At 72.1% G+C, this 25,054-nt stretch carries 13 protein-coding genes; 5 read left to right on the forward strand and 8 right to left on the reverse strand.

Going from position 1 to position 25,054, the window contains the following annotated elements:
- Positions 1–55 precede the first annotated feature (55 nt).
- Positions 56–1,600 (reverse strand): glycerophosphodiester phosphodiesterase, encoded by a 1,545-nt coding sequence (locus ACZ6W9_RS30965; RefSeq protein WP_470120896.1) that lies wholly within the window; start codon positions 1,598–1,600, stop codon positions 56–58.
- A gap of 175 nt (positions 1,601–1,775) precedes the next feature.
- Between ACZ6W9_RS30965 and ACZ6W9_RS30970 the strand changes: the two genes are divergently transcribed.
- Positions 1,776–2,276 (forward strand): SigE family RNA polymerase sigma factor, encoded by a 501-nt coding sequence (locus tag ACZ6W9_RS30970; protein ID WP_389961915.1) that lies wholly within the window; start codon positions 1,776–1,778, stop codon positions 2,274–2,276.
- A complete protein-coding gene (locus ACZ6W9_RS30975) occupies positions 2,273–3,577 on the forward strand; it encodes a TolB family protein (protein ID WP_470120898.1) in 1,305 nt (434 codons plus the stop codon). The genes ACZ6W9_RS30970 and ACZ6W9_RS30975 overlap by 4 nt, the downstream gene beginning before the upstream one ends.
- Before the next feature lie 88 nt (positions 3,578–3,665).
- Here the strand turns inward: ACZ6W9_RS30975 and ACZ6W9_RS30980 are convergent, their stop codons facing one another.
- The 5 genes from ACZ6W9_RS30980 to ACZ6W9_RS31000 form a co-directional block, all read right to left on the reverse strand.
- On the reverse strand, positions 3,666–3,968 hold the full coding sequence (locus ACZ6W9_RS30980; RefSeq protein ID WP_389961919.1) for a hypothetical protein: 303 nt from the start codon (positions 3,966–3,968) through the stop codon (positions 3,666–3,668).
- Between the two features lie 284 nt (positions 3,969–4,252).
- Complete coding sequence (locus ACZ6W9_RS30985) at positions 4,253–4,732, reverse strand: hypothetical protein (protein ID WP_470120901.1); 480 nt, start codon at positions 4,730–4,732, stop codon at positions 4,253–4,255.
- A gap of 387 nt (positions 4,733–5,119) precedes the next feature.
- Positions 5,120–17,023, reverse strand: coding sequence for a DUF7507 domain-containing protein (locus ACZ6W9_RS30990; RefSeq protein WP_470120903.1), 11,904 nt, complete (start codon positions 17,021–17,023; stop codon positions 5,120–5,122).
- 656 nt (positions 17,024–17,679) lie between these two features.
- Entirely contained in the window at positions 17,680–18,543 is an 864-nt protein-coding gene (locus ACZ6W9_RS30995) for a class F sortase (protein WP_389961923.1), read from the reverse strand.
- A 15-nt stretch (positions 18,544–18,558) separates the two neighbouring features.
- Entirely contained in the window at positions 18,559–20,361 is a 1,803-nt protein-coding gene (locus ACZ6W9_RS31000) for a hypothetical protein (protein WP_470120904.1), read from the reverse strand.
- 346 nt (positions 20,362–20,707) lie between these two features.
- Here ACZ6W9_RS31000 and ACZ6W9_RS31005 point away from each other — a divergent pair, with 346 nt between their 5' ends.
- Positions 20,708–21,853 (forward strand): acyl-CoA dehydrogenase family protein, encoded by a 1,146-nt coding sequence (locus ACZ6W9_RS31005; RefSeq protein WP_389961927.1) that lies wholly within the window; start codon positions 20,708–20,710, stop codon positions 21,851–21,853.
- Between the two features lie 101 nt (positions 21,854–21,954).
- Here ACZ6W9_RS31005 and ACZ6W9_RS31010 read toward each other — a convergent pair whose 3' ends face one another.
- On the reverse strand, positions 21,955–22,497 hold the full coding sequence (locus ACZ6W9_RS31010; protein ID WP_389961929.1) for a hypothetical protein: 543 nt from the start codon (positions 22,495–22,497) through the stop codon (positions 21,955–21,957).
- 101 nt (positions 22,498–22,598) lie between these two features.
- Here ACZ6W9_RS31010 and ACZ6W9_RS31015 point away from each other — a divergent pair, with 101 nt between their 5' ends.
- Positions 22,599–22,760 carry a hypothetical protein gene (locus tag ACZ6W9_RS31015; protein ID WP_362936864.1) on the forward strand — a complete coding sequence of 54 codons (162 nt, stop codon included), beginning with the start codon at positions 22,599–22,601 and terminating at the stop codon, positions 22,758–22,760.
- A gap of 299 nt (positions 22,761–23,059) precedes the next feature.
- Positions 23,060–23,863, forward strand: a complete 804-nt coding sequence (locus tag ACZ6W9_RS31020) for a hypothetical protein (protein ID WP_470120907.1) — start codon at positions 23,060–23,062, stop codon at positions 23,861–23,863.
- Between the two features lie 150 nt (positions 23,864–24,013).
- Here the strand turns inward: ACZ6W9_RS31020 and ACZ6W9_RS31025 are convergent, their stop codons facing one another.
- A complete protein-coding gene (locus tag ACZ6W9_RS31025) occupies positions 24,014–24,790 on the reverse strand; it encodes an alpha/beta fold hydrolase (RefSeq protein WP_389962743.1) in 777 nt (258 codons plus the stop codon).
- Positions 24,791–25,054: the final 264 nt, after the last annotated feature.

Here is a 25,054-nt window from a genome sequence, read left to right on the forward strand (position 1 = left end):
TCCCTATATACCCGGACTGACCTGGCGAATAACGGACAGGTCGCTCCCCCGGCGGCTACACGCGCGAGAACAGGCGGTCCCGTGCGACACGGGCGACGCCCGGATCGTCGGCGAAGACCCCGTCCACCTTGAGGCCGTACAGCCGGTCCAGCCAGCCCGCCACGTCACCGGCGGCGCCCCGGTATCCCCTGACGGCGGGGTCTCCCCGGCGGTAGTCGGCGGGGAGCCTGCCGTTCTGCGCGCGGACCGTCGACACGTGCACCAGCAGCCCGGCGGCGTGGGCGTCGTCGACGAGCGAGGTCGGCGGTCCCAGCCTCCCGTCGGGGCCGCGCGGCACGATCCGCCGGGTGTTCACGCCGATGCCGTCGGCGTACCGGGCGATCTCCCGCAGGCCCTCCGGGGTGACCATGTCGTCGTAGGTGCGCGTGTCACCGGCCGCCACCAGGTCGAACGGCGCCCTTCTGCCGCCGATGAACTGGATCAGCCGCAGATGCGTCATGGTGCTGAGCTTCTTCAGGTTGCCGGTCTCGAAGGACTCGACGAACACCGGGTCGGTCGCGTCGTCCCAGCCGTACCGGCTGAAGGTGGCCAGCATCGGCTCCTCCAGCGGCAACCCGATCGAGGCGAAGTAACTCGGGAACTTGGTCTCGGCGTAGACGCCGACGCCGCGCCGCTGCGCGAGCCGGACGATCTCGTCCAGGGTCGGGATCGTCGCCCTGTCTCCGTAACCGGCGCCGCCACGCCGCCCGGGGTGCCGGTCCCGGGCACGCAGGGTGCGCAGCTCGGCGAGGGTGAAGTCCTCGGTGAACCAGCCGGTACGGCGGACACCGTTGATCACCTTGGTGGTCCGCCGCGCGGCGAACTCCGGGTGCCGGGCGACGTCGGTGGTCTGCGACAGCTCGTTCTCGTGCCGGGCCACCAGCACGTGGTCCTTGGTCGAGACCAGATCCGGCTCTATGTAGTCGGCCCCCGAGCGGACGGCGAGGTTGTAGGCGGGGAGGGTGTGCTCGGGCCGCAGCGCGCTGGCTCCGCGGTGCGCGATGACGATCGGCATCGTGCCGTGACGCCCGGTCTGGGCGGTCGCCCCGCCCTGCCGCCCGGCCAGGGCGGTCGCGCCGCCGTGGCTCCCGGCCAGGACCGCCGCGCCGCCGTCACGTCCGGTCCGGTGCACCGCGTCGCTCCTGCGTTCGGCCCGGTACGCCACCGGGCTCATGGTCCGGCCGTCCAGCGGGCCCAGGCGCGGGTCCCCGGCTGAACTCACCCGGTGCTCGCTCGTCGACCTCGTGCTGCTCTCGCCGCCCGAGTCCCGGTACTCGTCGGCGTCGGAGTCCTGGTACGTCGCGGGACGACCCACGCCCGGCCGGGTGTGGCGGCCGGCCTCCTGCGCCCGCCGTACGGCCCCCTGCCGCGGGTGCCAGCCCGTCCTCGACCTCGTGCGCCAGCCGCCCGGTGACTTGCCGTGCCTGTCGAACAGCGATCTCACGTGGTGCCGGTCGTCACCCGGCCTGCCGTGCCGTCCACCCGCGTTCTGGTGGTTCAGTGCTCCGATCGCCGCCATCGCGATGAGAAGGGCCGCCGCTCCGGCCCGGACAGTGCTCACAGCGTCACTCCCGCCGCTCGTTCTCACGGGGGGAGACTGATGTCGATCTACCCGTTCCGGCCGGACCGCTAACGGCCGGACACCTACACCACGAGCGCCGAGATCGGTGCTTACCGCCGTGCAACGCATCCGCCCCCGAGGTCGTCCGGGTCATGAAAGCGAGAAGGGACGACCATTGGATGACGCATCCGGGTTCGAGGGCTTCGTGGCGGAGCACGCGGACGCGCTGCTCCGGTACGGCTACGTTCTCACCGGAAACCCCCACGACGCCGCCGACCTGGTTCAGGAGGCGCTGGTACGGCTGCGTGGCGCCTGGCCGAGGGTCCGGCGCAAGGACGACCCGCAGGGGTACGTCCGGACAACGATGGCGCGGCTGCACATCAGCCTGTGGCGGCGGCGCAGGCGCGAACGCCTCACCGGGGAGCCGCCGGAGCGGGCCCGGCACGCGTCCTTCCCCTCCGACGAGGAACAGGGCCTCTGGCGGCGGCTCGCCGAGCTGCCGCGCAGGCAGCGCGCCGTCCTGGTGCTGCGGTACTACGAGCAGCTCTCCGACGCCGAGATCGCCGAGGTGCTCGGCATCACCACGGGAACCGTGCGCAGCCAGGCGTTCCGGGGCCTGGACAAGCTGCGCGCCGCCCTCTCCTCCGCACCGATGACCGACGGGAGCACACGATGACCCACCTCGAAGACGCATTGAGCCGTGTCCTGTCCGGAGCGGCGGACCAGGCGCCGCGGGCATCGGCCGGACTGGTGACGGCGGTCGAGACACGCCACCGCCGCCGCCGGACCCGGACGGCGGCGCTGCTGTCGGCCACGGCGGTGGTGGTCGTGGCGGTCGGCGCGGGCACCGCGGTGAGCGCCCTCCGCGGACCGGCCGCGCCGCCGCCCGCGACGGGCGGGACCGGGTCCCCCTCCCCCGGGGCGACGAAGCGCGCCGAGCCCCCGGTGGACGAGATACCGCCGCCCGTCACGAGGGTGTGGCCGAAGGCCGTGCACGACCTCCCGGCGAAGCTGCCCGACGGCCGCGCGTACGAGCCGCAGGTGCTGCTCGACGATCGCACGCTACTGGTCATGACGGGGGCCTGGGACGGGAAGCGCCAGTTCCTGTGGCGCTACGACCTGGACAGCGGCCGGCCCACCCGGGTCGCCGAGATCCCCCCGACGAAGGGCTCGGCCATCTACGCCGACGGCGTCGCCGCCGGGGGCGGGAACATCGTCTGGTGGGCGTCGTACAAGGAGCCGGGCCGACCACGGGTCGCCCGGATCTGGACGGTCCCGGTGGCCGGCGGCCGGCCCCGGCCGGTGACCGACGTCCCCCTGGGGGACGTCATGAAGGAGGGCCACATCAACGGGCTGGCCGTCGTCGGCTCGGAGGTGGTCTTCGCCTACGAGAAGGGCGGCGTCCACCGGGTGCCGCTGAACGGAGGCCGGCCGCGGCCGGTGAAGGGCGCCGGGCGGCACCATGTCCTGCGGTGGCCCTGGGTGGGCGTCCATCGCGGGAAGGTGGTCTTCCGGGAGCTGCTCGACGTCGAGACCGGCGAGCGGCGCGACGCCGTGGTCGGCCCGGGGGAGGAACAGGTCCGGTGCGGGGTCGAGCGGTGCTTCGGCGTCCTGAGGCGGGACGGCGCCCTCCCGAAGTGGTTCGTCCGCGACCGGGACGGCTCCGGGGAGCGCGAGCTGTCGCCGCGGTCCGCGTCGGGTCTCATGGAGGCGGGCCTGGAACGGTTCTTCATGTTCACCCTCAACGACCGGAAGGGACCGGCGGGGGTGGCGCTGTACGACGCGGACACCGGCAGGTCCGCCGACCTCGGCATACGCCCGGAGGAGCGCACGATCCCCGCGAGGAAGGTCCGGGGGCGGTACGTCGAGGAGGAGACCCAGATGAGCATGGCGATCCCCGACGGCGGTGACGACCGCCTGCTGACCGTCCGCCTCTCGGACAGGATGCGCATCGTGGACCTGGCCGCGATCGACTGACCAGGGTCCGGCCGGTGGGAGACGCGGCGAGGTCCGCGCCTCCCACCGGGTCCGTGCCTGTGCGTCCGGAAAGGCTTCTCCGGCACCGCTACACCAGCGGGTCGCGGCCGGGGCGAAGGCGGTCGACCAGGCCCCGCGCGTAGAAGGTCTCCCAGGGCACCGATGGGTCGGCCGTCGCGTACTCCGCGTCCAGTCTGACCAGCTCGTAGACGAGCCGGCTGCGGAGCGGCTTGATGCCCAGCGCCTCCGGCAGCTCCGAGAGGTTGACCAGCCAGTCGGCGTACCAGTACGGCCAGTCGTCGTCGACGCCGTCGGTGATCCGGTAGACCCGGTGATGCGTCTCGGCCGCCTCGTGCAGGATCCCGCGGACCTGTTCCACCCGCCCGTCCATGCGCGACACCCCCTTCGGCCCCGCCGCGGCCCTCGGCCCCGGCTCCCCGTCCGCGGCACGCGCCGCGGGCGGATACCGCCCCGTTCCCTCCAGGGTAGCGATCGGCCCTCTGACCAGCGGAGACGCCGTACGGCACCGCACGGCGCCGCCGCGCCACCACCGCCGTACGACGCCGCCGCACCGCGCCGCCACCGCCGTACGACGGCACCGCCGTACGGCGCGGACCGCGACCCGGACGCTTACGGGGGCCGTACAGGGCCCCCGCGGGGCTCGTACGGAGCCCGTCAGGTCACGAGGCTGATCCCGGGCATGGGGCAGAGCATCTTGTCCTCGGCGTCGAACTTCTTCTTGGCGCTCCAGGGGACCGTCTTGCCGGCGGGCACCTTCACCTGGGTCCGGGCGTAGTCCAGGGTCGTCGCCTTGGTGGTGGTGAAGTACACGACGATCCGGTAGGTGACCGGCTTCTTCCCCGGGTTCGCCGCCGTTCCCGCGGCGCCCCAGCCGCCCGGTACGGCCGCGCACTTCGTCTGGACGATGTTGCTGCGGACATTCGGATCGTTGTGGATCTTCTTCGGAAGCGGGTTCGCCTCGACGGGCCCCGCGACCGGTGTCGCGGCGGGCGCCGCGGCCGACGCCTTCTTCGTGGCCGCCGAGGCGTCGCCCGTGGCGGTCTCCCCCGAGGCGCATCCGGCGGCCAGCACGGCGGCCAGCATCACCAGCGCAGGGACTTTCGCCGCCGAGGGCGACGCATTTCTCGTGTTCATTGAACGACTCCCGCAGTGTCGGTTCGTCTCCGCCGATATCCGTTTTCCCGGCCGGTGCGGCGTCGCCGCCGCGATTCGGGGTGTCCGCCGGACGCACCGGGCGTCCGTGGCGTATCCGCACTTCACGCTTGAGCCTCACGCATCGGAGGGCCACCGGGATATTCGGTTCACGATTTCCATGAGGCGGTGGATGTCATATCGCTCACGATTCTATGACCGCCCTGCGGGGGCGACATTCCGCATTGTCCGCCGCTGACCCTGATTTGAGGGGATGTTATCACTCACCGATTACACATCTCCCTATATTCCTTGTATGACGGATAGGGGTGGCCTTTCAGCCACCCCTATCCTTTATCGCCATCTATCCTTTGTCGTCATCCGCTGTAGTCATCCGCCGTGCCGGTGCGACTTCCCGTGGAGACGGCGGGCGGGCATCGTACCCTGGCGGCGGTGGTGCCGCCGGTGCGGCGGATCCGCGATCCGCCCTCCGGAGCCCGGGTGGAAGAGGTGGCCGCCGTGGTGCCTGGCGCGGTCCCGGCACCGCCGCGACGCGTGACTCCGTGCGGAGCAGCCGTCCATACCACCGATGACCTTGGTCTTGTTCCGGCTCACCGAGGTGATGTCCTGGGTGTTGCGCTCGTAGCCGGCCTCCTCACCGGAGGACGACCTGTCGTGCGCCCGCGAGTGCACCAACTCGGACCGCACCCGGGGCCGGGGCCTCGGGGGGACGGTGATGACCGTCACGGTGGAGCTGTTGGAGGTGACGGCCGGGCCCGACGGCGGGGTGCCGGTGGCGACCGCCGTGTTGGTGATCGACCCGGCGGTGAGGTCCGCCGTGGTCACCCGGTAGGTGCCGGTGCAGGTCAACGACGCCCCCGGCGCCAGCGGCGTGTCCGGACAGGTGATCACCGGAGGCGTCCCGGAACCGGAGAACGCCGTGTCCGTCGCGCTCACCCTCCGCAGGGTGACGTTGCCGGTGTTGGTCACCAGGTAGGAGTACGTCACCGTCTGACCCGCCGCCGTCACCGTCGTCGGCGACGCCGACTTGGCGAGCGTCAGCGCGGCGTTCGCCGTGGCCGTCACCGTCGCGTTCGACGGTTCCGACGTCACCGCCGGGCCCTCCGGCGGGGTGCCCGAGGCGGTCGCCGTATTGGTGATCGTCCCGGCGTCGATGTCGGCCTGCGTCGTCACGTACGTGCCGGTACAGGTCGCCGACGCCCCCGGCGCCAGCGGCGTCGCCGGACAGGTGATCACCGGCGGCGTCCCCGTTCCGGAGAACGCCGTGTCCGTCGCACTCAGCCTCCGCAACGTGACGTTGCCGGTGTTGGTCACCAGGTAGGAGTACGTCACCGTCTGACCCGCCGCCGACACCGTCGTCGGCGACGCCGACTTGGCGAGCGTCAGCGACGCGGTGGGCGTGGCCGTCACCGTCGCCGTCGAGGGGTTGGAGACGGTGACCCCGCCCAGCGGCTGGGTGCCCGAGGCGGTCCCCGTGTTCGTGATCGACCCGGCGTCGATGTCGGCCTGCGTCGTCACGTACGTGCCCGTACAGGTCGCCGACGCCCCCGGCGCCAGCCTCACGTCTGGGCAGGTGATCACCGGCGGCGTCCCCGTCCCGGAGAACGCCGTGTCCGAGGCGCTCAGGTTGCGGAGCTCGACGTTGCCGGTGTTGGTCACCAGGAAGGAGTACGTCACCGTCTGGTTCGCCGCCGTCACCGTCGTCGGCGACGCCGACTTGACGAGTGCCAGCGACGACTCGACCGCCGCCGTGACCGTCGCGTTCGACGGTTCGGAGAAGACCGGCGCGCCCTCCGGCGGAACGGCCCTGGCCACCGCCGTGTTCGTGATCGTCCCGGCGTCGAGGTCGGCCTGCGTCACCGCGTAGGTGCCCGTGCAGGTCGCCGATACCGTCGGCGCCAGCCTCACGTCCGGGCAGGTGATCACCGGAGGCGTCCCCGAACCCGAGAACGCGGTGTCCTCCACGCTGATGTTCCGCAGCGTGAGGTTGCCGGTGTTGGTGACCAGGAAGGAGTACGTCACCGTCTGACCCGCCGCCGACACCGTCGTCGGCGAGGCCGACTTCAGCAGCGACACCGCCGGCATCTCGTCGTCGGGCACCACCAGGGTCGACGGCTCCGACGTCACCGGCGGGCCCGTCGGCGGGGTGCCCGTGGCGACCGCCGTGTCGGTGATCGAGCCGGCGTCGATGTCGTCCTGCGTCGTCACGTACGTGCCGGTGCAGGTCGTGGACGCTCCCGGATCCAGGGTCGTCACCGGGCAGGTGATGACCGGCGGCGTCCCCGTGCCCGTGAACACGATGTCCTCCACGCTCACGTCCGTCAGCGTCCGGTTGCCGATGTTGGTGACCAGGTAGGAGTAGGTCAGCGTCTCGTTCGCCGAGAGCACGAACGTCGGCGAGGACGACTTCAGCACCGACAGGCCGGGCAGCGACTCGGCGGTCACCGTCGCGGTCGACGGGCCGGAGGTGATCGGCTCACCCTCCGGCGGGGTGCCCGTGGCGACCGCCGTGTTCACGACCGACCCCGCGTTCAGGTCCGCCTGCGTCACCGCGTACGTCCCCGTGCAGGTCGTCGTCGCGCCCGGAGCCAGCGTCGTCACCGGACAGGTGATGACCGGCGGCGTCCCGGTGCCCGAGAACGACGTGTCCCGCGCGCTCACGTTCGTCAGCGTCCGGTTGCTGTCGTTGACGAGCGCGTAGGAGTACGTGACCGTCTGACCGGCCGCCGTCACCGTGCTCGGCGACGCCGACTTCAGCAGCGACAGACCCAGGACCGGCGGGATGGTCACCGTCGCCGTCGACGGCTCCGACACCACCCGCGGGCCCTCCGGCGGGGCGCCCGAGGCGGTCGCCGTGTTCACGATCGACCCCGCGTCCACGTCCGCCTGTGTCGTCACGTAGGTGCCGGTGCAGATCGTGGACGCGCCCGGCGCCAGCGTCGTCACCGGACACGTGATCACCGGAGGCGTCCCCGACCCCGAGAACGCCGTGTCGGTCGCGCTGACGTCCGTCAGCACCACGTTCCCGGTGTTGACGACGTCGTACGAGTAGGTGACCGTCACCCCTGCCGCCAGCACCGTGGCGGGGAAGGCCGTCTTCCGCAGCGCCAGACCGGGGCGCGACGGAATCGTCACCGTCGCGGTGGACGGGTTGGACGTCACCGCCGGACCGGTGGGCGGCGTGCCCGAGGCGACCGCCGTGTTCACGATCGACCCCGCGTTGACGTCCGCCTGCGTGGTCACGTAGGTGCCGGTGCAGGTCGTGGTCGCGCCCGGCGCCAGCGTCGTCACCGGACACGTGATCACCGGAGGCGTCCCCGACCCCGAGAACGCCGTGTCGGCAGCGTTCACGTCCGTCAGCGTCGCGTTGCCGGTGTTGGTGACCGCGTACGAGTAGCTCACCGTCACCCCGGCCGCCAGCACCGTGCTCGGGAAGGCCGTCTTCTGCAGCGACAGTCCGGGCAGCGACGCGACGGTCACCCCCGCGGTCGACGGGCCGGAGGTGATCGGCTCACCCCCCGGCGGGGTGCCCGAGGCCACCGCCGTGTTCACGATCGAACCGGCGTCGATGTCCGCCTGCGTCACCGTGTACGTACCCGTGCACGTCACGGCCGCGCCCGGCGGCAGCGTCGTCACCGGACACGTGATCACCGGAGGCGTCCCCGTGCCCGAGAACGCGATGTCCTCCGCCTTCACAGCTGTCAGCGTCCGGTTGCCGGGATTGACGATCCCGTAGAAGTACGTGACCGTCTGACCCGCCGCCGACACCGTGACCGGCGCCGCCGTCTTCAGCAGCACGATGCCCGGGGCCGACTGGACGATGACCGTCGCCGTCGACGGACCGGAGACGACCGGCGGGCCCTCCGGCGGAGTGCCCGAGGCCACCGCCGTGTTCACGATCGAACCGGCGTCGATGTCCGCCTGCGTCACCGTGTACGTACCCGTACAGGTCACGGCCGCACCCGGCGGCAGCGTCGTCACCGGGCAGGTGATCACCGGAGGCGTCCCCGTGCCCGAGAACGCGATGTCCTCCGCCTTCACACCGGTCAGCGTCCGGTTGCCGTCGTTGACGATCGCGTACGAGTAGGTGACCGTACGGCCCGCCACCCCTACCGAGGTCGGGAAGACCGTCTTCAGCAGCCTCAGGTTCGAGATCGGCGGAATGGTCACCGTGGCGGTCGACGGGCCGGACGTCACCGCCGGACCGGTGGGCGGCGTGCCCGAGGCGACCGCGGTGTTCACGATCGAACCCGCGTTCACGTCCGCCTGGGTCGTGACGTACGTGCCCGTACAGGTGGTCGTCGCCTGCGGAGCCAGGGTCGTCACCGGGCAGGTGATCACCGGAGGCGTCCCCGTGCCCGAGAACGCCGTGTCCTGTGCGCTCACGTCCGTCAGCGTCGTGTTGCCGGTGTTGGTGATCGCATACGAGTAGCTCACCGTCACCCCGGCCGCCAGCACCGTGCTCGGGAAGGCCGTCTTCTGCAGCGACAGTCCGGATCGCGACTGGGCGGTCACCGTCGCGGTCGACGGGCCGGAGGTGACCGGCTCGCCCGTCGGCGGGGTGCCGGTGGCGGTCGCGGTGTTCGTGATCGAACCGGCGTCGATGTCGGCCTGCGTCACCACGTACGTGCCCGTGCACGTCGTGGACGCCCCCGGCGCCAAGGTCGTCACCGGACACGTGATCACCGGAGGCGTCCCCGAGCCCGAGAACGACGTGTCCTCGGCGGTCACGCCCGTCAGCGTCCGGTTGCCGGTGTTGGTCACGGTGTACAGGTACGTGACCGTCTGGCCCGCCGCCGACACCGTTCCCGGGGAGGCCGACTTCGACAGCGCGATGTCCGGGGCCGACTGGACGCCGACCGTCACCGTCGACGGGTCGGAGGTGATCGGCTCGCTCTGCGGCGGGGTGCCCGTGGCGACCGCCGTGTCGGTGATCGAACCGGCGTCGATGTCGGCCTGGGTGACGATGTACGTGCCCGTGCACGTCGTGGTCGCGCCCGGCGGCAGCGTCGTCACCGGGCAGGTGATCACCGGAGGCGTCCCCGTGCCCGAGAACGCGATGTCCTCCGCCTTCACATCTGTCAGCGTCCGGTTGCTGGTGTTGACGATCTCGTACGAGTAGGTGACCGGCCGGCCCGCCTGCCCCACCGAGGTCGGGACGGCGGACTTCGACAGCTCCAGATTCAGGACCGGCGGGATGTCCACCGTCGCGGTCGACGGGTCGGACGTGACCGGCCCGCCCGTCGGCGGGGTGCCCGAGGCCAGCGCGGTGTTCACGATCGACCCCGCGTCCACGTCCGCCTGCGTCGTCACGTAGGTGCCGGTGCAGGTCGTGGACGCGCCCGGCGCCAGCGTCGTCACCGGACAGGTGATCACCGGAGGCGTCCCCGTCCCGGAGAACGCCGTGTCCTGCGTGGTCACGTCCGTCAGCGTCGTGTTCCCGGTGTTGGTGATCGCATACGAGTACGTCACCGTCAGCCCGGCGGCCAGCACCGTGCTCGGGAAGGCCGTCTTCTGCAACGACAGGCGCGCCAGCGACTCGACCGTGACCGGTGCGCTCGACGGGTCGGAGACGATCGGCGGACCCTCCGGCGGAGTGCCCGACGCCACCGCCGTGTTCACGATCGTCCCGGCGTCGATGTCGGCTTGGGTCACCACATAGGTGCCCGTGCAGGTGGTGGACGTGCCTGGAGCGAGCGTCGTGACCGGGCAGGTGATCACCGGAGGCGTCCCCGTCCCGGAGAACGCCGTGTCCTGGGCGCCCACGCTCGTCAGCGTCGTGTTGCCGGGGTTGGTGATCGCATACGAGTACGTCACCGTCTGGCCCGCCGCCGACACGATCGACGGGGCCACCGTCTTCAACAGCGCGATGTCCGGGGCCGACTCGACGCCGACCGTCACCGTCGACGGATCCGAGGTGACCGCCGGTCCCGTCGGCGGGGTACCCGCCGCCACCGCCGTGTCGGTGATCGAACCGGCGTCGATGTCCGCCTGCGTCACCGTGTAGGGACCCGTGCAGGTCGTGGACGCGCCCGGCGCCAGCGTCGTCACCGGACACGTGATCACCGGAGGCGTCCCCGTACCGGAGAACGCCGTGTCGACCGCGTTCACATCGGTCAGCGTCACGTTTCCGGTGTTGACGACCTGATACGAGTAGGTGACCGTACGGCCCGCCTGTCCCACCGAGGTCGGGAAGGCCGTCTTCAGCAGCTCGATGTGCGGGCCCGGCTGCCCGGTGACCGTCGCGGTCGACGGGTCGGACGTGATCGTGCCGCCTCCGGGCGGGGTGCCCGACGCGGTCGCCGTGTTCACGATCGAACCGGCGTCGATGTCGGCCTGGGTCACCGTGTAGGGACCCGTGCAGGTCGTGGACGCGCCCGGCGCCAGCGTCGTCACCGGGCAGGTGATCACCGGAGGCGTCCCCGTGCCCGAGAACGCGATGTCCTGGGCGGTCACACCCGTCAGCGTCCGGTTACCGGTGTTGGTCACCGCGTACGAGTACGTCACCGTTGACCCCGCCTCCGTCACGGCCGACGGGAAGGCGGTCTTCAGCAGCGCCAGTTCCGGAGCGAACGGGATGGTCAGCGTCGCCGTCGACGGGTCGGACGTCACCGGGGGACCCGTCGGCGGGGTGCCCGACGCGGTCGCCGTGTTGAGCACCGACCCCGCGTCCACGTCCGCCGGCGTCACCGTGTACGTGCCCGTGCAGGTGGTCGACGCCTGCGGCGCCAGCGTGGTCACCGGACACGTGATCACGGGTGGTGTCCCGGTGCCCGAGAACACCGTGTCCTGCGCGCCGATGCTCGTCAGCGTGGTGTTGCCGGTGTTGGTGATCGAGTAGGAGTACGTCACCGTACGGCCCGCTCCGCCGACCGTGCTCGGGGACACCGTCTTCAGCAGCGCCAGCCGCGCGATCGACTCGACGGTCACCGTCGCGGTCGACGGGTCGGAGGTGATCGGCGGACCCGACGGCGGGGTGCCCGACGCGAGCCCGGTGTTCACGATCGAGCCGGCGTCGATGTCGGCCTGCGTCACCGTGTAGGGGCCCGTGCAGGTGGTGGACGCGCCCGGGGCCAGGGTCGTCACCGGACAGGTGATCACCGGTGGCGTCCCGGTGCCGGTGAACGACGTGTCGGTCGCATTCACGCCCGTCAGCGTCCGGTTACCGGTGTTGGTGATGGTGAAGGAGTACGTCACCGTCTGACCCGCCGCCGACACCGTCCCCGGCGAGGCGGTCTTCAGCAGCTCCAGGTGCGGTGCCGACGGGATGGTCACCGTCGCCGTCGACGGATTGGAATTGATCGGCGGGCCCGTCGGCGGGGTGCCCGACGCCACCGCCGTGTTCACCACCGCTCCCGAGTCCACATCCGCCTGCGTCGTCACGTAGGTGCCCGTGCAGGTGGTGGACGCGCCCGGCGCCAAGGTCGTCACCGGACACGTGATCACCGGCGGCGTCCCCGAACCGGAGAACGCCGTGTCTGCCGCGGTCACACCCGTCAGCGTCCGGTTACCGGTGTTGGTCACCGCGAACGAGTAGGTGATCGTCCGCCCGGCGATCGTCACCGACGACGGGAACGCGGTCTTCAGCAGTGACAGGGACGGGGCGAACGGGAAGGTCAGGGTCGCCGTCGAGGGGTTGGAGTTGACCGGCGGGCCCGTCGGCGGGGTGCCCGACGCCACCGCCGTGTCGACCACCGTCCCCGCGTCCGCGTCCGCCTGCGTCGTCACGTAGGTGCCCGTGCAGGTGGTCGACGCGCCCGGCGCCAAGGTCGTCACCGGACACGTGATCACCGGCGGCGTCCCCGAACCGGAGAACGCCGTGTCGGTCGCGCCCACGCCCGTCAGCGTCCGGTTACCGGTGTTGGTGATCGCATACGAGTACGTCACCGTACGGCCCGCTCCACCGACCGTGCTCGGGGACACCGTCTTCTCCAGCGACAGGCCGGGCAGCGACTGGGCGGTCACCGTCGCGGTCGACGGGTTGGACGTCACCGGGGGCCCCGTCGGCGGGGTGCCCGACGCCACCGCGGTGTCGGTGATCGATCCCGCGTTCACATCGGCCTGCGTCACCGTGTACGTGCCCGTGCAGGTGGTCGACGCGCCCGGCGCCAGCGTCGTCACCGGACACGTGATCACCGGCGGCGTCCCCGAACCGGAGAACGCCGTGTCGGTCGCGTTCACGCCCGTCAGCTGCACGTTCCCGGTGTTGGTCACCGCGAACGAGTACGTCACCGTCTGACCCGCCGCCGACACCGTGCCCGGGGAAGCGGTCTTCAGCAGGGACAGGGACGGCGCCGACGGGATGGTCACCGTCGCCGTCGACGGATTGGAATTGATCGGCGGGCCCGTCGGCGGGGTGCCCGACGCCACCGCCGTGTTGACGATCGCCCCGGCGTTGACGTCGGTCTGTGTCGTCACGTAGGTGCCCGTGCAGGTGGTCGACGCGCCCGGCGCCAAGGTCGTCACCGGACACGTGATCACCGGCGGCGGACCCGAACCCGAGAACGCCGTGTCGGTCGCGCCCACGCCCGTCAGCGTCCGGTTACCGGTGTTGGTCACCGCGAACGAGTAGGTGATCGTCCGCCCGGCGATCGTCACCGACGACGGGAACGCGGTCTTCTGCAGTGACAGGGACGGGGCGAACGGGAAGGTCAGGGTCGCCGTCGAGGGGTTGGAGTTGACCGGTGGGCCCGTCGGCGGGGTGCCCGAGGCGACCGCCGTGTTCACCACCGTCCCCGCGTCCGCGTCCGCCTGCGTCGTCACGTAGGTGCCCGTGCAGGTGGTCGACGCGCCCGGCGCCAAGGTCGTCACCGGGCAGGTGATCACCGGGCGCGTCCCGGTGCCCGAGAACGACGTGTCGGTCGCGCCCACGCCCGTCAGCGTCCGGTTACCGGTGTTGGTGATCGCATACGAGTACGTCACCGTACGGCCCGCTCCGCCGACCGTGTTCGGGGACACCGTCTTCTGCAGCGACAGGCCGGTCAACGACTGGACGTTGACGGTCGCGGTCGACGGGTTGGAGGTGACCACCGGGCCCGTCGGCGGAGTGCCCGACGCGGTCGCCGTGTTGATGATCGAACCGGCGTCGATGTCGGCCTGCGTCACCGTGTACGTGCCCGTGCAGGTGGTCGACGCGCCCGGCGCCAGCGTCGTCACCGGACACGTGATCACCGGCGGCGCCCCCGTGCCCGAGAACGCCGTGTCCCGGGCGCTCACGCCCGTCAGCTGCACGTTCCCGGTGTTGGTCACCGCGAACGAGTACGTCACCGTCTGACCCGCCGCCGACACCGTGCCCGGGGAAGCGGTCTTCAGCAGGGACAGGGACGGCGCCGACGGGATGGTCACCGTCGCCGTCGAGGGGTCAGAGGTGATCGGCGGGCCCGTCGGCGGAGTGCCCGACGCGGTCGCCGTGTTCACGATCGCCCCGGCGTCCACATCCGCCTGCGTCGTCACGTAGGTGCCGGTGCAGGTGGTGGACGCACCCGGGGCCAGCGTCGTCACCGGACACGTGATCACCGGCGGCGGACCCGACCCCGAGAACGACGTGTCGGTCGCGCTCACGCCCGTCAGCGTCCGGTTGCCGGTGTTGGTCACCTGGTAGGAGTACGTGATCGTCCGCCCGGCGATCGTCACCGAACTCGGCGAGGCCGTCTTCAGCAGCGCGATGCTCGGCGCCGACGGGATGGTCACCGTCGCCGTCGACGGGTCGGAGGTGACCCGCGGGCCCGTCGGCGGAGTGCCCGACGCGGTCGCCGTGTTCACGATCGCCCCGGCGTCCACATCCGCCTGCGTCGTCACGTACGTCCCCGTGCAGGTGGTGGACGCACCCGGGGCCAGCGTCGTCACCGGACACGTGATCACCGGCGGCGTCCCGGTGCCCGAGAACGCCGTGTCCTGCGCGCTCACGTCCGTCAGCGTGGTGTCGCCGGTGTTGGTGACCAGGAAGGAGTAGGTGATCGTCCGCCCGGCCACCGTCACCGAGCTCGGCGAGGCCGTCTTCAGCAGCGACAGCGACGAGATCTGCACGGGGACCACCACCGAGGCGCTCGCGTCGGCCTCCCCCTGCTGGGTGGGCGTGTCGGAGCTGGCGTAGGTGACGGTCGCGGTGTCGGTGACCGTCGTGCCGGGCGAGTCGGGACCGAGCGTGACCCGGAACGTCACCGAGGTGGACTGCCCGGGGGCCAGCGTGCCGCCCGCGAAGGGCGTCGCGCCGGTTCCCAGCTGGACCTGGACCTGGTTGCCGACGAACTCGCCCTGGTCGTCGCCCACGGCGTCCGTCTTCGGCCCGGCGTTCGGGCCCGAGGCGATGACGATGGTCTCCGGATCGTAGGTGGTGTTGCCCGGGATCGGGTCGGTCAGCACCACGTTGATCGCGTTGTCGTCCCCCGTGTTGGTCGCGGTGATGGTGTACTCGATGACGGAGCCGGGTGCGGGCTCCCCGCCGCCCACGACCGTGGCGGTCTTGCTCAACCGGATGTTCGCCTGGCGGAGGTCGGTCTGCGTGAAGAACACCTGCGGCCAGTAGGCGTCTCCCACGGTGCTGAAGGTGAACTGGGCCGAGGTGTCGTTGTTCCGGAACGCCGAGGACGCGTCGACGATGTTGGAGTCGTACCCGAGCGTGTTGGTGTAGGTCGGGTTCCGGTCGGTCACCTGGTTGCCGAGCGTGGCGATGGTGGAGTTGAAGAAGTTGTTCGCCGGATGGAGGGCGTCGCTGAGCACGGTCAGCGGCCCGTTGGTGGTCTTGACGCTCAGGGAGTCGCCGACGATCGCGTTGTCACCGTCGAGGGCGACCTGCCCGAGGTTGACGTGCACCGCTCCGAGGGTCGGGGGCTGGAACCCGGACAGGGTGATCGTGGTGTCCGGAGCGCCGTTCTGCTGGAACAGGAAACCGTCGAACAGCGAGATGTTCCGCAGCGGCAGGGTCGGGTCCCGGTAGGCGACCACCAGCGTCCAGCCGCCGAACGCGCCGAGGCCGTCGGAGCCCCGGGCGGCCTGGATGTTCCCCACCGCGTAGGTTCCGGCGCCCGCCGCCGTCACCAGGGCGGTGACGTCGGCGGAGGCGCCGTAGACGATTCCGGCGGCGGTGACGTTGTCGGGGGTGTCACCGATCGTGCTGTCGGTGGTGACCGTCCGGTAGGAGGCGTCACCCGGGGCCTTGATCAGCACCTGGCCGCGCTGGGTGATGTTGGGCGCGAAGCGGTTGCCGGCCGGCAGGCCCGGCGTGTCGGTCGTGGTCTGGCTCCGCCCGCCCCAGTACAGCCGCGCGTACGCCACCTGCGCGCCAGGTGACAGTGTGAGGTCCGCGGTGCTGGAGTTGAACGTCGAGGCGTCGCTGTCCACGTCGATGAAGGTGGCGGCGACGTTGTTGTTGCCCGTGCCGTTCCGGCGGGTGACGCAGTCCGCCACCGCGGGCGGGTAGCAGGTCACGACCGCGTTGGCCGCCCGGGTGATCGCACCGCGGAAGTTGTCGCCGTAGCGCAGGGAGAAGGGAATCGGCGCCCGGCGCGCCGCCGCTCGGGCGTCGCCCTTCGCGCCGGGCTTCGCCCGCGCCCCCGCGCGCTTCCCGGCCTTCGCCTTCGCGCGCTTCCCTGCCTTCGCCTTCGCGCGCTTCCCTGCCTTCGCCTTGGCGCGGCCTCCGGCTTTCGCCCTCGCGCGGTTCTCCGCGTTCGCCTCGGCGCCGCCGTTCCTCCCGCTCGCCCCGGCCTCGGCGCCGCTCTCGGTGCCGGTCTCGGTGCCGGTCTCGGTGTTCCACGCCGTACCGGCCTTCACGTCCGGCAGCGTCGGCCCGGCCGCGGCGTCCGATGTCGTCCCGTCGCCGGTCACGGCGGTGTCCGGCGTCTTTCCGTCGCCGGCCGGCGCGGCGGCCGTACCGCCCGCGTCCTCCGCCGCCGGGGAGGCGGCGCCGGACGACCGCGCCTGCTCCCCGGCCTGCGCGGTGTCCCCGGAAGAAGCCGTCGTGCCCCGGCAGGTCCGCCCCGCGTCCCCGTCCACCGTGGAGATGGTCATCCGCCCGGCGGACGCCGGAACCGGTACGGCGTAGCTGATCGTGGCGCTGTCACCGGCGGCCAGGTCGCCCGTCCACCTGAGCCTGGGCTTGGCATAGGCCAGCTTTCCCGTGGTGGCCCGTGCGTCGACCACGGCCCGGCCGCCGGGGATCCCCGAGAGGTCCTCGGCGAAGCCCGCCCCCTTCGCGGCGACCCGGCCGACGTTGGTGACGCGCAGTGTGACGGCCGCGCGGCCGCCCTCGGCTCGCACCTCCCGCGTCAACCGCAACGCCGGCCCGGTACGGCCCGGCCCGCAGTCGATCACGAACGGCCGGACGCCTCTACCGTCCGGAGACGCGGTGGAGGAGGCGGGCACCGTCGATCCCATGCCGACCGCGCATGCCAGGAATCCCGACAGGGCACTGCCGAGGAATCCCCGGCGCGTGTGGACCCAGAACAACAGAACCGACCTCCCGCAGGCGAGACGGCGAATGACGCCGAATCATCGAACGGGGGGGACGTGCCTTCTGCCGCGCCAGAATCCTGGTCGTGACCCTGGAAGAGTAACCCATCGATAGCCGAAACATCGGTCTAACACGGCGTTGAAGGCCCCGCGTGCCATATGGCGCTCGGCAGCGCATTTCTGGCTGCAAATCGGTTTTACCGGACGCCGAAAACGGCGTTTCCCCGCGAATCATCCGTGACGCCGACTGCGTGCCGATGATTTTCTCTAGGGATAGAGAGTTTTATCAGCTTCACGCCATCTTTATCAGGCTAAAGACCGGTTTACCCCAAGATCCAGGGTCCGGAAGACGATCCGCGCGATGGCAGGCCCCCGCGTGGGGGACCCGTGAACTCCATCGGCGAGCGCGGACCGTCCGCACCCGGAACCACCGGCGCGAGGACACGGACGGCACCCGGGCGCCGGTACCCGGAGGACCCGGGTCAGCGGCGGACGACCTTGGAGAGGGTGGCGTAGACGATGATGTTGTCGGTGTAGTGACCGATCCTGGGGTTGTAGACGCCGCCGCAGGTGATCAGGCGCAGGGTGGCCTCGCCCGTGTTGCCGTAGACCCGCTTGGACGGGAACGCCTTCTTGCTGACCTGCTCCACACCGTCGACGGTGAACTCCACCACGGCCTTGTCCGACCGCGACACCCTGATCGTGTCGCCGCGCTTGATCTCCTTCAGGCGGCTGAACACGGCGGGACCGCTCTTGGTGTTCACGTGGCCGAGGATCACCGAGGGACCCTGCTGGCCGGGGACGGGCCCGTACCTGTACCAGCCCGCCAGCTTCGGCTTGCTCAGCGGCGGGGTCTGGACCTCCTTCTTGGCGTCCACCCCGACCTGCGTCAGGGGTGCCAGCAGCCCGATCTTCCCGACGGAGAGCTTGTTCGGCCGCACACCGGCGGCGGTCTTGAGCGGCTCCGGCGGCTGGACCACGGGCAACGGCGGCGGCGCCGTCGGGGCCGCCGCCGTCAGCGGCCCGTCCAGCCCGCCCGGCCCGACGGCCGCCGAGAGCGTCAGCGCGGGGTTCTCCTCCCCCACCGGCGGTGGCGGCGGATTCTGCGCCGCCGTGCCGGTCGCCGACTGCGACTCCGCGGCCCGGTAGTACTCCTCCTCGCCCCCCGGGGACAGGTAGGTGAGCAGCCCTACCATGATCGCCCCGACCCCGCCGAGGGACCCGGCCACGAGCAGCGCGGGCAGCAGCAGCCTCCGCGCGCTCCTGGGCGGGCGGCCCGCGCCGTACGGATCACGGGGATCGTGTCCGTAGGGTCCGGGGCCGCCGTGCGAGGGCCCTGAGTACATCCGGCGCCTCCTTACCTAGCTCCGGCCGCGGAAGTGCGCCGCGCGCCGCCGTACGAGCACCACGCCGCCCATCCCGCTGCCGGCGAGCATGGCGCCGCCGGCGCCGACCAGCATGAGGGCCGAGGTGCCGCCCTCCTGCTCGGGCGCCTCACCGGTCTGGGCGCCGCCCGTGGGAGTGATCACCACCTGCGGGGTGGTGGGGGCGGTCCTGGTCGGGGTGACGGTCGCCGTCACGGTCAGCGTCGGCTTCGGGGTCGACGTGTTGCCGTTGGCGCTGTTGCTCTGGGTCGGCGTGGGGGTGGGGGGCGGCGTGGTCTGCGGGGGGGTCGTCGTCGGCGAGCACGAGACGGTGGGGGTGGGGGTCGGCGTGATCGTCGAGGTGGGCGTCGGCGTGGGGGTGATGGTGACACACGGCGACGGGGTCGCCGAGTTCGAGTTCGTGGGGGTGTGCGAGGGAGTGGTCGGAGGGGTGCTCGGCGAGCATGTCGGGGTCGGCGTCGCCGGCGGCGTCGTCGTCGGGGCGATCGGCATCCGCTCCGTCGGCGGGTCGGTCGGCGCGGGCGTCTCCGGCGGGGTGGGGGTCCTCGCGGCCTTGTCGAAGCCCTCCGGGGACACGTTCGGATCGTCCGTGTCAGCGGGGTCGTTCTCCGTGAGGTCCGGAGTCGCGGTGGGGTCCGGAGTCGCCGTCGGCGTGCCCGTCGGGGTGACGGTGGGGGCGGGCGTCGGCGGACCGGTGGGAGCGAGCGCCGGGGGCGGGGTCGTCGGAAGGCACGTCGTCGGCGGGGTGGTGGTCGGGCCGCCCGTCGGATCAGGGGAGCCCGGCGGGGTGGTGTTCGGCGGCGGGGTGGTCGACGAGGGGTCCGAGATGACGACGTTCACCGACACCGGGTTGCTGACGAGCGTGCAGGTGGCCCGGTGCGCCTTCGGCGGGGCGGACAGCTCCTTGGTGATCACCCGGAACGCGTCGAGCTGGCCCCACTTGCCCTGCTCGTCGTTGACGACCTGGATGGTGTGCTTGCCGTAGTTCAGCCCGCGGAAGCGCCACAGGGTCAGCCCGCCCTTGCCCGCGTCGGTGGACGGGGTGCCGTCGGCCTTCTTGGAGGCGTCGATGTAGGCGGGGGTGGCGGCCTGACCGTCGATGTAGAAGCGGACCCTCCCGGCCCGATAGTCCCGCTGGGCGACGTACTCGATGCCGGTGCCGGTGAACGTGAAGGAGGCGGAGGCATCCTTCACCACGGTGCGGTGCAGGTCGCGCTGGTAGTCGTTGTGCTCGACCGGCTGGTTGTTCAGGTCCTTCCAGCCGCCCGCGGAGTACTCCACCCGGGGGTCGTCGTCGTTGACCATGGCCTCGCCCGCCGGGGGCGCGAAGTCCACCACGATGTTCCGCGGCGTGACCTTGAGCGTCCCCGCCTGGTCGGTGTGCGCGAAGTCGGAGATCGCCTCGGGGAGCTTCAGGATGTCGCCCGGCTGGAGCCTGCCGGTCTGCTCCACCGCGCCCACCGGCTTGAGGTTCCCGCTCCAGACACCCGACAGCGCCACCGTGCCGGTGGCGGTGACCGTGGCGCCGGGCTCGAAGTAGCCGGGCGAGCCGAACCTGGCGATACCGAGGTAGCCGAGCTTCCAGCCGATGTTGAGCGGCTCGCCCACGGTCAGCGTCGTCGGGACCGACACATGGGTCCGCAAACGCACCGGACCGCTCTGCGCGATGCTGTCCGTCGGATCGCCGGTGCACTGGTAGTCGACCACCAGCTCGGCGGCGTTGGCGCTCGCCTGTCCCGAGGGGAGCACGACCAGTGCCCCTCCCAGCAGACCCAGCATCGAGACCGCGACAGGCTTACTCAGCCTGGATCGCCACCGAACCACCACAACACTCCGATCGCCGGGACCGCCGACTCGGCGCCACCTCTAGCAAACCAAGGGTAGATCGTACGGTTTTCGCCCTCTTTGGCGCAGCGGGATCAGGGAATCCACAGGGGACCGTGGCGCAGTTGTGACCCGCTGTCCCCCGGGGATCACCCGGCGGGAGCGGCCCGTTCCCGCCGGTCGGGGGCCGGACGGGGGCCGCGCGGGCATCGCCGGCCGTACTGTACCGAGGCGGCAACAGAATCGTATTCTGTTGCGCGGGACCGCAGGGACCGTAGAACCACCCCGGGAGGATCCGCCGATGCAGCGAGACCTGTTCGAGGAGGAGCACCTGCTCTTCCGGGAGACCGTACGCGAGTTCCTGGCCCGCGAGGTCGTCCCGCACCACGCCCGGTGGGAGAAGGACGGCATCGTCCCCCGCGAGGTGTGGAAGAAGGCCGGCGAGGTCGGCATGTTCGGCTTCGCGGTGCCCGAGGAGTACGGCGGAGCCGGCATCACCGACTTCCGCTACAACGCCGTGATCGTCGAGGAGGTCGTCGCGGCCGGCGCGTCCGGCCTGGGTTTCTCCCTGCACAACGACGTGATGGCCCCCTACCTCCTGAACCTGACGGACGACGGGCAGAAGGCCCGCTGGCTGCCCGGCTTCGTCAGCGGCGAGCTGATCACCGCCATCGCGATGACCGAGCCCGGCGCGGGCAGCGACCTGCAGGGCGTACGGACGACCGCCGTGCGGGAGGACGACCACTACGTCGTCAACGGCTCCAAGACCTTCATCACCAACGGCATCAACGCCGACCTCGTCGTCGTGGTCGCCAGGACCGACCCGGACGCGGGCGCCCGGGGCATCTCGCTGCTCGTCGTCGAGCGGGGCATGGAGGGCTTCACCCGGGGCCGCAACCTGGAGAAGATCGGCATGCACGCCCAGGACACGGCGGAGCTGTCCTTCGACGACGTGCGGGTCCCCGCCGCCAACCTGCTGGGCGGGCAGGAGGGGCAGGGCTTCTACCAGCTCATGGCCAACCTCCCGCAGGAGCGGCTGTCGATCGCGGTGGCCGCGGTGGCCGCCGCCGAGACCGTGCTGCGGACGACCATCGAGTACTGCAGGAACCGCACGGCCTTCGGCCGCAACATCGGCGGCTTCCAGAACACCCGGTTCGTGCTGGCCGAGCTGGACACCGAGGTCGACATCGCCCGCCACTACGTGGACAGGTGCGTCCGGGCGCTCAACGCCGGGGAACTGAGCGTCGTGGACGCGGCCAAGGCCAAGTGGTGGACCACCGAGCTGCAGAACCGGGTCATCGACCGCTGCCTCCAGCTCCACGGCGGCTACGGCTACATGCTGGAGTACCCGGTCGCCAGGGCCTGGATCGACAGCCGCGTGCAGACCATCTACGGCGGCACCACCGAGATCATGAAGGAGATCATCGGCCGGTCCTTCGGCTTCTGAGCGGCCGGCGCCCCGCCGGGCCGCCGATCCCCCGGCTCCCGATCGCCCGTCCCGGCGTGCGCCGCTCCGGGCTGAACGGGCCCTCCCCGGCGCTCCGCCGGTCACTCCGGGACGATCTCCTCGATCCGCATGGCGAAGCCGTCCTTGACGGTGACCTTGGCGTAGAGGGACGTCCCCGCCTTGAGCGCCTTGCGGAGCTGGTCGGTGGTGCACCGGTGCGGGAGCGGTCCCTTCGTGCAGATGCCGCCCTGCACGTCGAGCACCTCGGTGAACGGCATGAGCTTGGCCCGCCGCGCGGCCTCGCCCTCGGGAGCCACCGTGATCGCGCCGCTTCCATCGAGCTGCACGTCCCCCACCAGGTCCTCGTCCAGACCCCGCATGCCGGAGACGCTCGGCGTCGCGGCGGGCGAGGCGGTGAGCGTGGCCGTGACGGTGGGCACGGAGGAGGTGGGCGGGGCGGTCACGGGCGGCTCCGAGGCCGTCCCGGTCGCGGCGGACGTCTCGGTCACCGTGACGGTGGGTGCCGGCGCGGCTGAGTCACCGTCACCGTCACCGTCGCCGGAGCAGGCGGTCAGGCCCGCCGCGAGACCGGCGGCGAGGACGACGGCCGTCAGGACGCGCGATGTCTTCGGGGAAGCGTTCATGAGGCGCAACGATCTCATGTGAGCGCGTCCGGCCGTTACCCGCCGCGTGATCGGCTCCGCCGACGCATACTGGTCTGCGTGGACTCCCTGAGGCGGTGGCGATGGACAGCGGGCTGATTCTGCTGATCTTCCTGGCGTTCCTGTTCGCCTGGGGTCTCAACCGGGTACGGCGGGCGCTGCGGCTCGGTCCCGTCGGCTACGCGGGCATCGTGATCGTGTTCGTCCTGGTGGCCCTCGCCCTGTGGGCGCAGACGTTCCGCTGACCGCGCCCGGACGCTCCCGGCCGGTGGCCGGCCCGGTTCTTCGACCGCGCCCGGACGCCCCCGGCGGGCGGCAGGACGGGTCCTTCCGCGCCTGGTGATCGGGCGTTTCCGGTGACCCGCCGTACCGCCGGGGCGGGCGGGCCACGTGCCGCGGATCACGCCGGCGGCCGGCTCCGCGCCGAATGGGCGGGCCCGTCGGGGGAAGTGAGCCCGTGGGAAGGGCCATCGCGGCACGCGGGAACCCGGCCGGCCGAGACACGGTGCGTCTCACCGGGCCGCTCGCGGTGGGGTGCGGGGACATGGGAGACGGCATTCGGCAGGGCGTGGCACGGCAGGCGCTGACGGCGGGGGCGGTCGTGACCGGCCTGACGCTGGGAGCCACCGGGAACTACGGCGACGCGGAACGGTCGCCGTCGGCGATCGTCCCGCCCAGCCGGGCCTTCGGCATCTGGGGGCCGATCTACGCGGGTTCGCTGGCCTACGCCGTCTACCAGGCGATGCCGCGGCGGCGTGGTGACCACGTTCTCGGCCGCCTCGCCCTGCCCGCCGCGCTGGGCTACCTCGGCGCGGGCCTGCAGAGCCGCGCGCAGGGCACCCGGGCGTTCCTGCCCCTGGTGGGCGTCACCTGGGTGTCGGCGGTGGCGGCCTACGCACTCACCGGCCGGGACACCCCCGAGGACGGTTCCCACGGGGACCACGGCGACCACAGGGACCACGGAGACCGCGAGGACCGCGAGACCCCCGAGGACCGCGGGCGGCCGGACGGGTGGCGCTGGGCGGTGCGCGAGCCGCTGGCCGGGTTCGCGGGCTGGCTCACCCTGGCGTCGGCCATCTCGGTGCTCGACGGCGCCGTCGACGGCCCCGCGGCGGCCGACCCGCAGCGCCCCTGGGCGGTCCCGGCGCTGGCCGTGACCGGGGCCGTCGCCACGGCCGTGATCGCCGCCGGTCCCCGCTCGATCTCCTACCCCGCCACGCTGGTCTGGGGCCTGGCCGGCACCGCCGTGCAGCAGCGTCGCCACACCGCGACGGCGGTGACGGCGGGCGCGCTGGCCGCCGTGGTCGCGGGGGTGGCGGCGCTGCGCAACCGCCGCCGCACCCGGTAGCGCGGGAAGGCGCCGGCACCGAACCGGGCGGGAAGGCGCCGGCATCCGGACCGGCCGGGCGGTGACGCCCGGCCGCGCCGTACACCGGACAGGCGTCACACCGGGCGGACATCGCGAGTCCGGTCGCGTGCCGTACGCCCCGGTGCGGGTTCAGCGGGAGGAGCCCTCCAGGAGGACGCGGGCGACCAGGCCGGGGTCGTCGCTCATCGGCAGGTGCCCGCATCCCCGCAGCAGCCGTACCCGCTGTCCCGACCACCGGGCCGCCCGTACGGCCTGGCGCCGGGGCAGCAGCCGGTCGTGCTCGCCCCAGGCGATGGTGATCGGCGACTTCGGCGGGGCGGGCGGCATCGTCCACAGGAACGCGTCGAGGGTGTCGTCGAACCCCGGGGCGCCGGCGATCGCCTCGGCGGCGGCCGTCACCGCCTCGGCGGACAGCCGGTCCGGGTGGGCCGTCATCAGGCCCATCGTCAGCGTCCGGCCGATCCGGTGCCCGGCGAGGAGGCGGGCGCGTCCGGCCGGCAGTTCGCGCGCCAGCGACCTGATCGCCCGGAGCACCGCGCGGGCGTAGGCCAGCTCGGTACGGTTCCAGAACCCGGCCGGGGAGAGGGCGGTGGCGGTGCGGACCACCCCGCGGGCGGCGAGCTCCAGCGCGACGTAGCCGCCCAGGGAGCTGCCCGCGACGTGCGGCTCACGCAGGCCGAGCACCGCGCAGAACGCCTCGACCGCGTCGGCGAGCGCCTCGGGGGTGTACGGCGTGCCCGGCGGCAGCGGCGGCGAGACACCGAAGCCCGGGAAGTCCACGGCGACGACGTCCCGCTCGGCGGCGAGACGGTCGAGCACCGGCAGCCATCCCTGCCAGTGGTGCCCGATTCCGTGCAGGAGGATCAGGGGCGGACCCACCCCGCGCCGTTCGAAGGCCAGTTCCATGCCCACGAGTCAAGCACCTCGCGTGGAGACCGGCCAGCCGCCCGCGCCGTACCCCGATCCCGGCGAAGGACGCGGCCGGACGCCGCCGGGAGGTTCGGCGGCGGGACGGCGCCTCGGCGGGACCTCAGCGGACCGTGACCTCGGCGGACCACTGGCCGCAGCGGGCCGGGACCTAAGCGGACCGTGACCTCGACGGATCGCGGGCCTCGGCGGACCGGGTCCTCGGCGGACCGCAGGACCCCGGTGGACCCCGGTGGACCGCGG

This window comes from Streptosporangium sp. NPDC053982, assembly GCF_055585205.1.